This is a genomic window from Microbacterium sp. p3-SID336 (assembly GCF_025143365.1).
Lineage (GTDB): Bacteria > Actinomycetota > Actinomycetes > Actinomycetales > Microbacteriaceae > Microbacterium.
Map to the genome: position 1 here is coordinate 1 of NZ_JALXPE010000031.1, position 13,175 is coordinate 13,175.

The following is a 13,175-nucleotide window of genomic DNA, read 5'->3' on the forward strand; positions in this document are numbered from 1 at the left end:
CCGGGTTCGATCAGGCCGGCGCCACGACGGCACCCAGCACGTCGTGAAGCTCCTTTGCCTCGGCGTCGTTCACGGAGACGACCAGACGGCCGCCACCCTCGAGCGGAACACGCACGATGATGAGTCGTCCCTCTTTCACGGCCTCCATGGGCCCGTCTCCGGTCCTCGGCTTCATCGCTGCCATCGTGGCTCCCTTTCCTCCGGTGGTATGGAACGAGTTTATCGGGTGACACCGCGCCGTGGACGTCACCCGAGGACAAAGCCGTCGCGCGGCGACATCAGGGCACCTGCCAGAAGGTGCTCCCGAGGGCATACACGTGATAGATCCACACCCACTGCCCGAGCAGGCACAGGGCGAGGACGCCGAACCGCCACAGGCGCGAGCGGGGAACGGCGACCGCTCCCCAGGCCGGACTGAGGGGTACCAGCAGCCGGAAGATGCTCGATTGCGGGAAGAACACGGCCAGCAGGTACAGCAGGTAGCTGGCGCTCCACAGGCGCAGGTCGGCACCGAGCGCGCGCACCTGCGGCGACAGCAGCAGCGCGGCTGCGGCGGCGAGCACGAGCAGGATCAGGGCGACCGGTCCCCACCAGGCGGGCAGGCCCCACAGCGAGAACCAGAACTGCGACGCCTGCACCCACCCCTCGAACGGCACGAACCCGTCGACACCGCCGACGATCCAGTGCCGACGCCAGGCCAGCTCCGTCGCGAGGTACGCGCCGGGGTCGCCCGTGACGATGCCCGCGATGGCCTGCCACGCGAAGCCCGTCGCGGTCGCAAGCGCGCCGAGGGCCACGATGTGCACGACCTCCCGTGCCGCGAGCGGGTCGCCGCGCCGCTGCCGCCACCGCAGGATGCCGTGCAGCCCGAGGTACAGGGCGAACGCGAGGACTCCCGGTCTGGTGAATCCCATCAGCGGGATCAGCAGGTAAAGCCACGCATAGTGGCGGCGGGCGGTCGCGTCCAGGGCGAGGAACAGCAGGAGCAGGAACAGCGCCTCGGCGTAACCCACCTGGAACAGGGCGGCCAGCGGCCCCGACGCGAAGAACACGACGGACCAGAGAGCGGCACCTGCTCCGATGCGGTCGCGCAGCAGCCGGTGCAGCGCCAGGCACGCGAGGTAGCCGGCGACGAAGGCGAGCAGGAACGCGCCCGCTCCCCACGAGCCGAGCAGGAAGCCCAGGGCATTGGCTGCGTATGCGAACACCGGCATGAAGGCCCAGGCGTTCTCGGCCACCTCCCCGGCGTCGGTGAGGGGCAGCTCGGTGGGGTAGCCGTGCACGGCGACCTGCCAGTACCACTGCGCATCCCAGCCGAGAATGAAATCGATCAGTCCTGCGTCGTCGCCGAACCGCGAGAACACCGTCGACAGCCCGGCCGCCGCGATCAGGAACCCGGTCGTGACGACCCGCGCCAGCAGGTACACGACAGCGATCCGGACGGCGAGGGGAAGCCGCGCCCAGTGTCGAGCGGCGCTCAGTGCGAGGTGAGCCATGCGCGCAGGCCCCGCTCGACCGCCTCGATCTGCGCGAGCGGCACGCGCTCCTCGTCGTGGTGGGCGAGATGCGGGTCACCGGGGCCGTAGTTGACGGCGGGGATGCCCAGGGCCGAGAACCGCGCGACATCGGTCCAGCCGTACTTGGGCCGCGGCTCGGCGCCGACCGCCGACACGAACCGGCGGGCGATCTCGGCGTCCAGGCCGGGCCGCGCACCCTCCGCCGCGTCCGTGATCTCGACGTCGAAGCCCGCAAGCACCGCACGCACGTGCGCCTCCGCGTCGGCGGCGGACTTGCTGGGGGCGAAGCGGTAGTTGACCTCGACCTCGCACGCGTCGGGGATGACGTTCCCGGCGACGCCGCCGGAGATGCGCACGGCGCTGAGGCTCTCCCGGTACAGCAGGCCCTCGACCGGCACCTCCCGCGCACGGTACTCCGCGAGCCGCGCGAGGATCGGCGCCGCACGATGGATCGCGTTCTCCCCGATCCAGGCGCGTGCGCTGTGGGCGCGGACGCCGGTGGTGCGGACGATGGCGCGCAGCGTGCCGTTGCAGCCGCCCTCGACCTCGCCGTCGGACGGCTCGCCGAGGATCGCGAAATCGGCTTCGAACAGGTCGGGGCGGGCGGCCGCGAGAAGACCGAGGCCGTTGAGATCGGCGGCCACCTCCTCGTTGTCGTACCACATCCACGTGATGTCGATCGAGGGGTCGGCGAGCTCCGCCGCGAGCTTCAGCTGGACGGCCGTGCCCGCCTTCATGTCGACCGTGCCGCGACCCCACAGGAAGGGCTCGCCGTCGATCTCGATGTCCCGCACCGGGAGGTTGTCATGGATCGGCACGGTGTCGATGTGTCCCGCGATCGCGACGCGCTGGGGCCGCCCGAGGTCGGTGCGCGCGACCACTGTGTTGCCGTGACGGATCACCTCGAGGTGCGGGAGCCCCGTGACCGCCTGCTCGATCGCGTCGGCCAGGGCCTGCTCCTCGCCCGAGACGCTCGGGATGTCGCAGATCGCGCGAGTGATGTCGGCGGAGGACGCGGTCAGATCGAGCACCATGCCCCTAAGCCTACTGACCGCGTCATGCGGTGCGAGGCCGCTGAGCGTGCGCGCTAGCGTGGAGGCATGAGCGACGCGAGAACTGTGTGGGGCATCGGACTGAGCACGACGGCGGGAGACGGCACCGTCCTCGACGCGTGGTACCCCGAGGTGCGCACGACCGCACCCTCCCCGGCTGAGGCAGCCGAAGCCATCGCCGCTCTGCAGTCCGCGGCAGGCACGGACGAGCGCCGGAACGTGACGGTGGAGGTCGTCCAGGTGCAGCTCGACCTCGACGCGGCCCCTGTCTCCACGGCGGACGCGTACCTGCGGCTGCACGCGCTCTCGCACCTCGTGGTGCGCCCGAACGAGGTGAACCTCGACGGCATCTTCCCGCACCTGTCCACCGTGGCCTGGACCAATGCGGGTCCGGTGCACCCCGACGACGCCACGCGGCTGCGGCCGAGCCTGCAGCGCGCCGGCATCCAGGTGCAGGGCCTCGACAAGTTCCCGCGACTCACCGACTACGTGCAGCCGGCCGGAGTCCGCATCGCCGATGCCTCCCGGGTGCGACTCGGCGCCCACCTCTCCCCCGGCACCACCGTCATGCACGAAGGCTTCGTGAACTTCAACGCGGGCACTCTCGGCGCCTCCATGGTGGAGGGGCGCATCTCGCAGGGCGTCGTCGTCGGAGACGGCAGCGATATCGGCGGCGGCGCCTCGATCATGGGCACGCTCTCCGGGGGCGGAACCCACCGGGTGTCGATCGGCGCGCGCACCCTGCTGGGCGCGAACGCGGGCATCGGCATCTCGCTCGGCGACGACTGCGTGGTCGAGGCGGGCCTGTACGTCACCGCGGGGACGAAGGTCGTACTCGTGGACGGTCCGGTCACCTCGGACGGCGCACGCACCACCGTCAAGGCCGCGGAGCTGTCGGGCCAGGACGGGATCCTCTTCCGTCGCAACTCGGTCAGCGGCGCCGTCGAAGCGGTGCGGCGCGCCGGCAGCGGCGTCACGCTGAACGAGGTGCTGCACGCCTGAACAGGCGACATGCAGCCTCCGACATGCCGCCACTGGTAGACTGAACGAGCTGCTCGCGCCACCGGCCGGTCAGCATCGTCGTCGTCTAGGGGTCTCCGAGGACCGAAGCGAGCGCACCGCGCTCCCATCACCAGCCCGAACTGGCCATACGCACGGCGAACGGACGCGCGATCCGCCGTGTCCTCGCCCACCTCACCCCACTACCGCGCCCCTGTCGGGCGCTGACGGAGCTTTCTGCATGCCTTCCTTCCTCGATCTCGGCGTTCCCGCCGAGCTCGCCGCCGTCCTCGCCGCCTCCGGCAAGACCGAGGCGTTCGCGATCCAGCGCGACACCCTGCCCGACTCGCTCGCCGGACGGGACCTGCTGGGTCGCGGTCGCACGGGCAGCGGCAAGACCATCGCGTTCGCCCTGCCCCTCGTGGCACGTCTCGCGGCGTCCGGTGGCAAGCGCCGCTCCGGCCTGCCCCGCGGGCTGGTGCTCGCCCCCACCCGTGAGCTCGCGACCCAGATCGCGGCGACCGTCGCCCCGCTCGCCGAAGCCGCGGGGCTGACCGTCACGACCGTGTTCGGCGGCGTCAGCCAGCGTCCGCAGGAGCAGGCGCTCCGGGGCGGCGTCGACATCGTCGTCGCGTGCCCCGGCCGGCTCGAAGACCTCATGAAGCAGCAGGTCCTGCGGCTCAGCGCGATCGAGGTGGCGGTGCTCGACGAGGCCGACCACATGGCCGACCTCGGGTTCCTCCCCGGTGTCACCCGCATCCTCGCCGCGACGCCGGCCGGCGGTCAGCGTCTGCTCTTCAGCGCGACGCTCGACCGGGGCATCGACACCCTCGCACGCCGGTTCCTGTCGAACCCGGTCAGCCACGAGGTGGACGAGGCGAGCGTGCCCGTCGGCGAGATGACGCACCGCGTGCTCGTCGTCGACTCCCCGGAGAACAAGACCGTGCTGGTGCGCGACCTCGCCTCCGGCACCGGGCGCCGCATCCTCTTCACGCGGACCAAGCACCAGGCCAAGAAGCTCGCGAAGCAGCTGACCGCGGCGGGCATCCCGGCCGTCGACCTGCACGGCAATCTCTCTCAGAACGCGCGTGAGCGCAACCTGGGCGCGTTCTCCGCCGACCCGCAGGACGGCGGCGTGCGCGTGCTGGTCGCGACGGATGTCGCCGCGCGCGGGGTGCACGTGGACAACGTGGACCTCGTCGTGCACGTCGATCCGCCCGTCGAGCACAAGGCGTACCTGCACCGCTCCGGCCGCACCGCCAGGGCAGGTGCCGCCGGCACCGTCGTGACGGTCGTGCTGCCCGAGCAGCGCCGAGACGTGAAGGACCTGCTGCGCAAGGCCGCGATCACCGCGCCGCTCGAGCAGCTGACCCAGGACGCCGTGACCGAGCTCGTGCCGGAGCGAGCGCCGCACGTGCGCCCCGCGCCGCCTCAGCAGCAGCAGCGCCAGTCGCCGAAGCAGCGCCCGGCCGGCGGGGAGAAGAGCAGCGCCACGACGCCGCCGTCCCGACGCCGTCGTCGTCGTCGCCCTGCGGGCCAGGGCGGCGCGCAGGGTCAGCAGCACCAGGGCGGCCAGGGCCGTCAGGGCAGCCGCGGCGGTGCGCAGGGACGCTGACCCCACCGCAGACCCGCAGACCGAGACGACAGAACCCCCTCCGCGCCTGGCGCGTGAGGGGGTTCTCGTGTCTGAGGGGTCAGCGCGTCGGGAAGGAGCGCTCGGGCGAGCCCGTGTACAGCTGCTGGGGGCGGCCGATCTTGGTCTGCGGGTCGAGCTGCAGCTCGCGCCACTGCGCGAGCCAGCCGGGCAGCCGCCCGATCGCGAAGAGCACGGTGAACATCCGGGTCGGGAAGCCCATCGCCTTGTAGATGACGCCGGTGTAGAAGTCGACGTTCGGGTACAGGCGACGCTCCCGGAAGTAGTCGTCCGCGAGGGCGATCTCCTCGAGCTCCTTGGCGAGGTCGAGCAGCGGGTCGGTCACGCCGAGCGAGGTGAGCACCTCGTCGGCCGCCTCCTTGACGAGCTTGGCGCGCGGGTCGTAGTTCTTGTAGACGCGGTGCCCGAAGCCCATCAGCTTCACGCCCTCTTCCTTGTTCTTCACCCGCTCGACGAAGCGCGACACGCTCTGGCCCGAGTCGCGGATCTGGCCGAGCATGGTGAGCACGGCCTCGTTCGCCCCGCCGTGGAGCGGACCCGAGAGGGCCTGGATGCCGGCCGAGATCGACGCGAACTGGTTGGCGCCCGTGGATCCCACCAGGCGCACGGTCGAGGTGGAGGCGTTCTGCTCGTGGTCCTCGTGCAGGATGAGGAGCAGTTCGAGCGCCTTGACCATCACGGGGTTGATCTCGTACGGCTCGGAGTTGACGCCGAAGTTGAGCTTCAGGAAGTTCTCGACGAAGCCCAGGGAGTTGTCCGGGTAGAGGAAGGCCTGGCCGACGCTCTTCTTGTGCGCATAGGCCGCGATGACCGGGAGCTTCGCGAGCATCCGGATCATGTTCAGCTCGACGTGCTCGGGGTTGTGCGGGTCGGTCTGGCCCTCGTAGTACGTGGAGAGCGCAGCCACCGCAGACGACAGCACCGACATGGGGTGCGCGGTGTGCGGCAGCGCGGAGAAGAAGCGCTTGAGGTCCTCGTGCAGCAGCGTGTGCCGGCGGATCTTCTCGTCGAACTCGGCGAGCTCGGATGCGGACGGCAGTTCGCCGTAGATGAGCAGCCAGGCGACCTCGAGGTAGCTCGTGCTGCCGGCCAGCTGCTCGATCGGGTAGCCACGGTAGCGCAGGATGCCCTTGTCACCGTCGATGAACGTGATCTCGGACTTGGTGGAGGCGGTGTTCACGAAGCCGTAGTCCAGACCCGTGTAGCCGGTCTGCCTGGTCAGCGTCGAGAAGTCGATGCTGTCGTGGCCGGCGGTGCCGCGCACCAGAGGGAATTCGGCGGTGGTGTCGCCGATCGTCAGCTTCGCCGTCTGGTCTGCCGCAGCGCTCACGCGGACCTCCTCCTTCAGTCTGACCGCCTGCGCGTCGCATGGTGTCAGCAAGTTCGTGATCAAGCCGGAACTGGCGATCTCTCGGGCGCCGAGCGCCTGGTCAGGTGCTGACCGAATCGCCTTTACAGCCTAGTAGTCGCGCAGGCCTACTGTGACAACCGCCAAACGGATGGCCGGTCCGATGAGGGAACCTACAGCTGTGCCGCGCGCAGGCGGCGGGCGGCCTCGACGACACGCTCGGTCGGAGCGGTCAGGGCGAGTCGCACGTGCTCCCCGGAGTGGGCACCGTAGAAGGGGCCGGGGCCGCCGAGGATGCCGAGGTCGGCCAGACGCCCCATGGACTCCCACGCGTCGCGGCCCTCCGTCGCCCACAGGTAGAGCCCCGCCTCGGAGCCGTCGATACGGAACCCCGCTGCGGCGAGCGCAGGGAGCAGTTCTTCGCGCCGGACGCGGTAGAGCTCCTTCTGCGCTGCCACGTGCGCGTCGTCGCCGAGAGCGACCGCCATGGCCTGCTGCACGGGGGCGGGCGGCATGAGTCCCAGATGCTTGCGCGCCGCGAGCAGGTCGCCCACGATGCGCGCGCACCCGGCGACGAAGGCCGCCCGGTAGCCGGCGAGGTTCGACTGCTTGCTCAGCGAGTACACGCTGAGCAGGTTCGCGCGGCTGCCTTCGGTCACGCGCGGATCGAGGATCGACGGGATCGGCTCGGTGCGCCACGGCCCGTCCCAGCCCAGTTCGGCGTAGCACTCGTCGCTGGCCAGCACCGCTCCCAGCTCGCGCGCACGCCGGACGGCGGTCGCGAGCTCCGGGACCGTCCAGGTGCGCCCGTCCGGATTGCCGGGGGTGTTGATCCAGACGAGCTTCGTGCCCTCCGGCCACTCCGCGGGGTCGTCCACGGCGACAGGCGTTGCGCCCACGACCCGGGCACCCACCTCGTAGGTCGGGTAGGCGACGCGCGGGTGCACCACGATGTCGTCCGCGCCCAGTCCGAGAAGCGTCGGCAGCAGCGCCACCAGCTCCTTCGAGCCGATGGTGGGCAGGACGTTGTCGACGCGCAGATCCGGCACGCCCCTGCGGCGGGCGTACCAGGCGACGATGGCCTCGCGGAGGGCGGGCGTGCCGACCGTCTGCGGGTACGCGTGGGCGTCGGTGGCGTCGGCGAGCGCCTGCCGGATGACGGCGGGTGTCGGGTCGACGGGCGATCCCACCGAGAGGTCGACGAGACCGTCCGGGTGCCGCGCGGCGCGCTCGCGGTACGGGACCACGGCGTCCCAGGGATAGTCGGCGAGGTCGCGGACGCTCACGGAGCGGGCCTACTCGCCCTGCGGCGGGAGGGCGGCGATGATCGGGTGGTCGAACGGGTACACGCCGACCTTGGCGGCGCCTCCCGGAGACCCGATCTCGTCGAAGAACTCGACGTTGGCCTTGTAGTAGTCCTGCCACTCGTCGGGCAGGTCGTCTTCGTAGTAGATGGCCTCGACGGGGCAGACCGGCTCGCAGGCACCGCAGTCCACGCACTCGTCGGGATGGATGTACAGCGACCGTTCGCCCTCGTAGATGCAGTCAACGGGGCACTCGTCGATGCAGGCGCGATCCTTGACATCGACGCACGGGAGGGCGATCACATACGTCACCCCTCCAGTCTACGGCGCGCGGAGGCCTCGGTCTTCCGCCGGCGGCACCGGCGGCACGGGCGGGGACGCGATCGGGCGTGCTCGCGTGCGTGAGAACGAGGGCCACGCGATCACGAGGAGCACGATCCCGGCAGCGAGATACGTCCAGATGCGACCGCTCAGCGAGTCCTGCACGACCACGGATCCTCCCGGCCCCACACCGGAGATCAGCACCAGCATGCCCAGCATCCCGAGCCCGGCGGCGACAGCCGCCCCGCGGTCGTGCGTCAGCGCGCGCACGGCGATCAGGATCGCGGCGCAGGCGATCGCGGCCACGATCAGTCCGATCGGTATCGGCCCCCACATGACGCTGTGCGCGATCGTGCCGGCGACGCCGTAGACCCCGCCGACCAGCGCCGCGGCGACCCACGACAGCACTCTCGAGACCCAGTTCACGCGCACCTGTCGATCCTACCGGCGTAGGGGCGGCGTCCACCCCGGCGTTCAGGCCGCGAGACCCCACAGGCGCAGCAGCGCAGCGGTCAGTGCCGCGGCGATCACGACCACCAGGAACGACTGCCGCAGCCAGAGAAGGCCGGCCGCGACGAGCAGCGCCGGGACACGGGCGTCCACCGTGATCGCCTGTCCGGCCCCGAGGGTCTGCACGGCGACGAGCGCCGCCAGCAGCGCGACCGTGAGCAGGTCCGAGATGCGCGCGGGTCGCGGCGCCTCGAGCACCTTCGGGGGCACCAGATAGCCCGCGGCCTTGAGCGCGAGGCAGATCAACGCGGCGAGCAGGATCGCACTCCACAGGCTCATGCCGTCTCCCCCGTCGTCGGGCTGTCCGCGTCAGCCGCGCGCCCCAGCCAGTTGAACCAGCCCACCACGATCGCGACCAGAGCCGCGACGAGCACGGGCAGGCCCGGCATCAGGAACGGCGTGAGGGCGGCGGCGACCACGGCCGCTGCGACCCCGACGGCGACGGCCTGGCGCTGCCGCAGCCGCGGCCACAGGAGAGCGAGGAATGCGGCGGCAGCGGCGGCGTCGAGCCCCCAGGTCTTCGGGTCCCCCAGCACGTCGCCGACCAGGGCCCCGATCAGTGTGGTGGCGTTCCAGCCGAGGAAGATGCCGATCCCGGTGACCCAGAAGCCGACGCGGCGCAGGCGCGGGTCGCCCTGCGAGATCGCGACCGCCGTGGATTCGTCGATCGTGAAGTGCGCGGCGGCGGCGCGACGCAGCGGACCGCCCCCCACGATCGGGGACATGCGCATGCCGTAGGCGACATTGCGGACGCCGAGCAGGGCTGCGGAGGCGATGGCCGAGGGCAGTGCGGCGAGTCCGCCCGCCGTGAACACCCCCACGAACGCGAACTGCGAGCCGCCGGTGAACATGAGCAGGCTCAGCACGCACGTCTGCCACACGTCGAGGCCGGCGGCGACGGCGAGCGCTCCGAAGGAGATGCCGTAGGCGCTGGTCGCGAGCACGACGCCCAGCGCCTCGCGCCACACCTCCCGCTCAGCGGTCACCATCCGCTCCTCCGCGCTGTTCGCTCTGATGAACACACGATCATCATTCTGAACACCAATGGATGCATAGTCAAGCGAACGAACGTTTGCCATGATGAACACATGGAAGACCTCCGCACCCGCATCGCCCGCACGCTCCGCCGCGAGCGCGAAGGCTCCGGGCTGTCCGTCTCGGAGCTCGCCCGTCGCGCCGGCGTGTCCAAGGCCACGGTGTCGCAGCTCGAGAACGGCGCCGGCAACCCGAGCGTCGAGACGCTGTGGGCGCTCGGCGTCGCCCTCGGGGTCCCGTTCGCCGTGCTCGTCGACCAGCAGGCGAATGCGCCCACGCTGATCCGCGCCGACGAGCTGGCGGGAGTCCCCTCCGCTGCCGCCGCCTACAGCGCCACGCTGCTCTCCGCGAGCCCGCCGGGTGCACGGCGCGACGTCTACCTGATCCAGGCCGAACCCGGTGATCCGCGCCGCTCGGATCCGCACCACCCCGGCACCATCGAGCACGTGATCCTCATCGCAGGGCAGGCCCGCATCGGACCGCCCGACGAGCCGATCGTGCTCGACCCCGGCGACTACCTCACCTACCCCGGGGACGCGGCGCACATCTTCGAGGCGACGAAGCCGGGCACGAGCGCCGTGCTCATCTCGGAGCTGCGCTGACCGTCACTCCGCCCCGCGTCGAGGCGAGGGATCAGGGATCTCGTGCGGCCGGTATTGGGGCAGCCGCGACGCGGGAAGGATCGCGAGCGCACTCACCGCGGCGAGCAGCAGCAGCCCCAGCTTCAGCGTGCGCAACCGCGCCTCCTCGTTCACGGCCACCGCGGCATCCACCTGCGCGGGCGTGGCATCCGTCGTCTCGAGCACCACGCGCAGGTCGTCGTTGCTGATGAAGTTCACCTCGTTCAGGTCGACCTGGGATACCAGCGACGGCGGCAGCTCCGGATGCTCGACCACCGCGCGCCCGACATTCAGGGCGAGCAGCGACACCAGCAGCGCCCCCGCGAGCGCCGTGCCGACCGCACTCGCGAGGTTCTGCGTCGTCCCGCGGAGCGAGCCCACGTCGCCCGCGAGCTCGGCAGGGGCCGCCGTGACCAGCACGTTGAAGACCAGGGTCACGAGTGCGCCCTGTCCGATGCCGAACACGATCAGCCCCGCGATGGTCGGGATGGTCTCCCAGTTGTTCGTCACCACGACCGACAGCCAGACCAGCGCCGCCGTCGTGAGGATGAACCCGAAGACGCCGATCGTGCGCGGCGGGTACCGCGTGTAGAAGCGCACGACGAGCGTGGCCGTGATGAACACCGTGAGGTTGAACGGCATCATGGCGAGGGAGGTGTCGAAGGGCGTGCGCCCCTGCACGATCTGGATGTACAGCGGGATCGTGAAGTTCACGCAGGCTTCGAGCGCCACCACGATGAACATCGCGTAGACCGCCGCCCGCTCCCGGGAGGACCCGAGGACGCTGAGGTCGATGAGCGGCACCTTGCCCTCGCGCATCCGCCGTCGCGTCCACAGGAAGAAGCCCTGTCCGAGCACGAGGCCCAGCACGATGAGCACGGGCGCCGGTGAGAGCCCGAGGATGCTGAACGGCGCCGCGGGGGTCGCCGCGACGGCTCCCCAGCTGTTCAGGTTGTTGAACCCGAGCGTGAGCAGCACGATCGCCGCGCCGATGAGCAGCGACGCGACGAGATCGATGCGGATCGACGCGTCCCCGCGGTCGCCCCGCAGCGTGAAGCTCAGTGCGAACACCGCGACCGCGATGCCCAGCACGATGAAGAACAGCGGACGCCACCCGACCAGGGTCCCCAGCGTTCCGCCGATCAGGAACGCGCTGACGCCCGAGATGGCGCGCGCGGAGCCGATCGCGCCGATCGCGGTGGCCTGCTGGGGTCCGCGGTAGTTCTCCGCGATCAGGGCGACGATCGACGGCACGATGATCGCCGCGGCCGCGCCGGCGACGGCCTGACCGGCGATCGCCCACCACACCGTCGGCGCCATCAGCATCATGACCGCCGAGCCGGCGAACAGGGCGACCACGACCCGGAAGATCAGCACCCAGCCGACCCGCTGGCCGAGCTTCGCTCCCGTCATGACGAGAGCAGCGACCGCCAGGCCGTACATCACGATCGTGGTGCTCGCGACGGTGGGCGGCACCCCGAAGTCGCTCACCATGCCGCCGAGCGAGATCGGCAGCGCTGCGACGTTGAAGGACATCAGCACCTGCGCGAGGAACAGGCTGACCATCGGCAGCCACGAGCTCTTCACGGGGGCCTGCGTCGTCGTCTCGGTCATGTCCGCTCCTCCGGTGTCATCGCCGTCTCGTCGCCGCGCGCTCGTTCGAGCCGCCCTGGCCTGGAGCGGGCGCGGACGCGAACAGGTTCAGCCCCAGCGAACGCGACAGGTGGCCGATCGCCATCTGCGCGCGCACCGAGTTGCCCGCCTCGTCGAGCCGCGGGGAGAAGCCCGCGACGGCGCCCTTGCCCGGCGACACCGCGACGATGCCACCGGCCACCCCCGACTTCGCCGGGAGACCGATCTCGAACAGCCAGTCCCCCGAGCGCTCGTACAGACCGCTCGCAGCGACCACGGCCAGCGTGTCGCGACACACCTCGGCAGACACGACCCGCTCCCCCGTGATCGGGTTCACTCCCCCGTCGGCGAGCGTCGCGCCCATCACGGCCAGGTCGTGCGCGGTCACGCTCAGGGCGCACTGCCGGGTGTAGACGTCGACCACCTCATCGGGATCGCCGTCGAGCCGCCCGTAGCTGCGCAGCAGCCAGCCGAGCGCCCGGTTGCGCTCATTGGACGCCGCCTCGGAGGCGTACACGACGCCGTCCAGGCTCAGTGGTCTCCCTGCGAAGGCGGATAGGCCCTCTCGCACCCGCTCCCACTGCTCGACGGCGGTGGTGCCGGGCATGAGCGCCGTCGTCGCGATCGCGCCCGCGTTGACCATCGGATTGCGCGGGTGCCCGTCGTTCAGCTCGAGTGCGACGACCGAGTTGAACGCGAGTCCGGTGTTGTTGACGCCCACGATGTCGCGCACCCGCTCGTGCCCGTGCTCCTGGATCGCCAGCGCGTAGACGAACATCTTGGAGATCGACTGGATCGAGAACGCATGCAGCGCGTCGCCCGCATCGTGCACGCCGCCGCCGACCTCGATCACGGCGAGACCGAACAGCTCGGGGTCGACCTCGGCGAGCACCGGGATGTAGTCCGCGACGCGCCCGCCCTGCTCCCGCGCATACCGTGCATGGGCCTCGCGCACGATCTCCTCGACGCGGTCCCACCCCGGCAGGGTTCCGGTCGAGACCTCCTGCGGCACGTCGAGCCAGGCAGCCGGGTCGAGCACGCGTCCTCCTCGGATCCGAGACGCCCCCAGTCGTCACCGTCACCGTAGCGCTCGCGCCCGCGCGCCGCTAGAGGCTGCCGCCCTCGGGTGACGAGCCCTCGGCCCGCGCCCCCGTCATGCCGTCACCCGCGGGTGACGAGCCCC

The 13,175-nt window shown here is 71.0% G+C and carries 14 protein-coding genes; 3 read left to right on the forward strand and 11 right to left on the reverse strand.

Annotation, left to right across the window (positions count from 1 at the left end):
- Positions 1 to 10: 10 nt before the first annotated feature.
- The 3 genes from M3C17_RS10705 to dapE form a co-directional block, all read right to left on the reverse strand.
- Positions 11 to 184, reverse strand: coding sequence for a DUF3117 domain-containing protein (locus M3C17_RS10705; protein WP_071328210.1), 174 nt, complete (start codon positions 182 to 184; stop codon positions 11 to 13).
- A 94-nt stretch (positions 185 to 278) separates the two neighbouring features.
- Entirely contained in the window at positions 279 to 1,496 is a 1,218-nt protein-coding gene (locus tag M3C17_RS10710; RefSeq protein ID WP_259977699.1) for a hypothetical protein, read from the reverse strand.
- A complete protein-coding gene (dapE, locus tag M3C17_RS10715) occupies positions 1,478 to 2,551 on the reverse strand; it encodes a succinyl-diaminopimelate desuccinylase (protein WP_259977700.1) in 1,074 nt (357 codons plus the stop codon). The genes M3C17_RS10710 and dapE overlap by 19 nt, the downstream gene beginning before the upstream one ends.
- 66 nt (positions 2,552 to 2,617) lie before the next feature.
- Here dapE and dapD point away from each other — a divergent pair, with 66 nt between their 5' ends.
- Positions 2,618 to 3,571 (forward strand): 2,3,4,5-tetrahydropyridine-2,6-dicarboxylate N-succinyltransferase, encoded by a 954-nt coding sequence (dapD, locus tag M3C17_RS10720; protein WP_259977702.1) that lies wholly within the window; start codon positions 2,618 to 2,620, stop codon positions 3,569 to 3,571.
- Between the two features lie 238 nt (positions 3,572 to 3,809).
- The gene (locus M3C17_RS10725) at positions 3,810 to 5,183 is read left to right on the forward strand and encodes a DEAD/DEAH box helicase (protein WP_259977703.1); all 1,374 of its coding nucleotides are present in this window, start codon (positions 3,810 to 3,812) and stop codon (positions 5,181 to 5,183) included.
- Positions 5,184 to 5,262: 79 nt separating this feature from the next.
- Here M3C17_RS10725 and M3C17_RS10730 read toward each other — a convergent pair whose 3' ends face one another.
- The 6 genes from M3C17_RS10730 to M3C17_RS10755 all read right to left on the reverse strand — a co-directional run bounded on the left by M3C17_RS10730 (position 5,263) and on the right by M3C17_RS10755 (position 9,694).
- Positions 5,263 to 6,552 (reverse strand): citrate synthase, encoded by a 1,290-nt coding sequence (locus M3C17_RS10730; RefSeq protein ID WP_259977705.1) that lies wholly within the window; start codon positions 6,550 to 6,552, stop codon positions 5,263 to 5,265.
- 191 nt (positions 6,553 to 6,743) lie between these two features.
- A complete protein-coding gene (gene dapC / locus M3C17_RS10735) occupies positions 6,744 to 7,856 on the reverse strand; it encodes a succinyldiaminopimelate transaminase (RefSeq protein ID WP_259977706.1) in 1,113 nt (370 codons plus the stop codon).
- 9 nt (positions 7,857 to 7,865) lie between these two features.
- The gene (fdxA, locus tag M3C17_RS10740; RefSeq protein ID WP_017203330.1) at positions 7,866 to 8,186 is read right to left on the reverse strand and encodes a ferredoxin; all 321 of its coding nucleotides are present in this window, start codon (positions 8,184 to 8,186) and stop codon (positions 7,866 to 7,868) included.
- 9 nt (positions 8,187 to 8,195) lie between these two features.
- A complete protein-coding gene (locus M3C17_RS10745) occupies positions 8,196 to 8,627 on the reverse strand; it encodes a histidinol dehydrogenase (RefSeq protein WP_259977707.1) in 432 nt (143 codons plus the stop codon).
- A 42-nt stretch (positions 8,628 to 8,669) separates the two neighbouring features.
- Positions 8,670 to 8,984, reverse strand: a complete 315-nt coding sequence (locus M3C17_RS10750) for an AzlD domain-containing protein (RefSeq protein ID WP_259977708.1) — start codon at positions 8,982 to 8,984, stop codon at positions 8,670 to 8,672.
- Positions 8,981 to 9,694 carry an AzlC family ABC transporter permease gene (locus M3C17_RS10755; protein WP_259977749.1) on the reverse strand — a complete coding sequence of 238 codons (714 nt, stop codon included), beginning with the start codon at positions 9,692 to 9,694 and terminating at the stop codon, positions 8,981 to 8,983. The genes M3C17_RS10750 and M3C17_RS10755 overlap by 4 nt, the downstream gene beginning before the upstream one ends.
- Positions 9,695 to 9,793: 99 nt before the next feature.
- Between M3C17_RS10755 and M3C17_RS10760 the strand changes: the two genes are divergently transcribed.
- Positions 9,794 to 10,342 (forward strand): helix-turn-helix domain-containing protein, encoded by a 549-nt coding sequence (locus tag M3C17_RS10760; RefSeq protein ID WP_259977710.1) that lies wholly within the window; start codon positions 9,794 to 9,796, stop codon positions 10,340 to 10,342.
- Between the two features lie 3 nt (positions 10,343 to 10,345).
- Here the strand turns inward: M3C17_RS10760 and M3C17_RS10765 are convergent, their stop codons facing one another.
- Both M3C17_RS10765 and glsA read right to left on the reverse strand, forming a co-directional pair.
- Positions 10,346 to 11,974: an MFS transporter gene (locus tag M3C17_RS10765; protein WP_259977711.1), complete on the reverse strand. Its 1,629-nt coding sequence runs from the start codon at positions 11,972 to 11,974 to the stop codon at positions 10,346 to 10,348.
- A 16-nt stretch (positions 11,975 to 11,990) separates the two neighbouring features.
- Positions 11,991 to 13,031, reverse strand: a complete 1,041-nt coding sequence (gene glsA / locus M3C17_RS10770) for a glutaminase A (RefSeq protein ID WP_259977712.1) — start codon at positions 13,029 to 13,031, stop codon at positions 11,991 to 11,993.
- Positions 13,032 to 13,175: the final 144 nt, after the last annotated feature.

Bases quoted from the DNA above. Each gene is read 5' to 3' on its own strand.
- M3C17_RS10705 (WP_071328210.1), bottom strand. From the start codon at position 184: ATGGCAGCGATGAAGCCGAGGACCGGAGACGGGCCCATGGAGGCCGTG.
- M3C17_RS10710 (WP_259977699.1), bottom strand. From the start codon at position 1,496: ATGGCTCACCTCGCACTGAGCGCCGCTCGACACTGGGCGCGGCTTCCC.
- dapE (WP_259977700.1), bottom strand. From the start codon at position 2,551: ATGGTGCTCGATCTGACCGCGTCCTCCGCCGACATCACTCGCGCGATC.
- dapD (WP_259977702.1), top strand. From the start codon at position 2,618: ATGAGCGACGCGAGAACTGTGTGGGGCATCGGACTGAGCACGACGGCG.
- M3C17_RS10725 (WP_259977703.1), top strand. From the start codon at position 3,810: ATGCCTTCCTTCCTCGATCTCGGCGTTCCCGCCGAGCTCGCCGCCGTC.
- M3C17_RS10750 (WP_259977708.1), bottom strand. From the start codon at position 8,984: ATGAGCCTGTGGAGTGCGATCCTGCTCGCCGCGTTGATCTGCCTCGCG.
- M3C17_RS10755 (WP_259977749.1), bottom strand. From the start codon at position 9,694: ATGGTGACCGCTGAGCGGGAGGTGTGGCGCGAGGCGCTGGGCGTCGTG.
- M3C17_RS10760 (WP_259977710.1), top strand. From the start codon at position 9,794: ATGGAAGACCTCCGCACCCGCATCGCCCGCACGCTCCGCCGCGAGCGC.
- M3C17_RS10765 (WP_259977711.1), bottom strand. From the start codon at position 11,974: ATGACCGAGACGACGACGCAGGCCCCCGTGAAGAGCTCGTGGCTGCCG.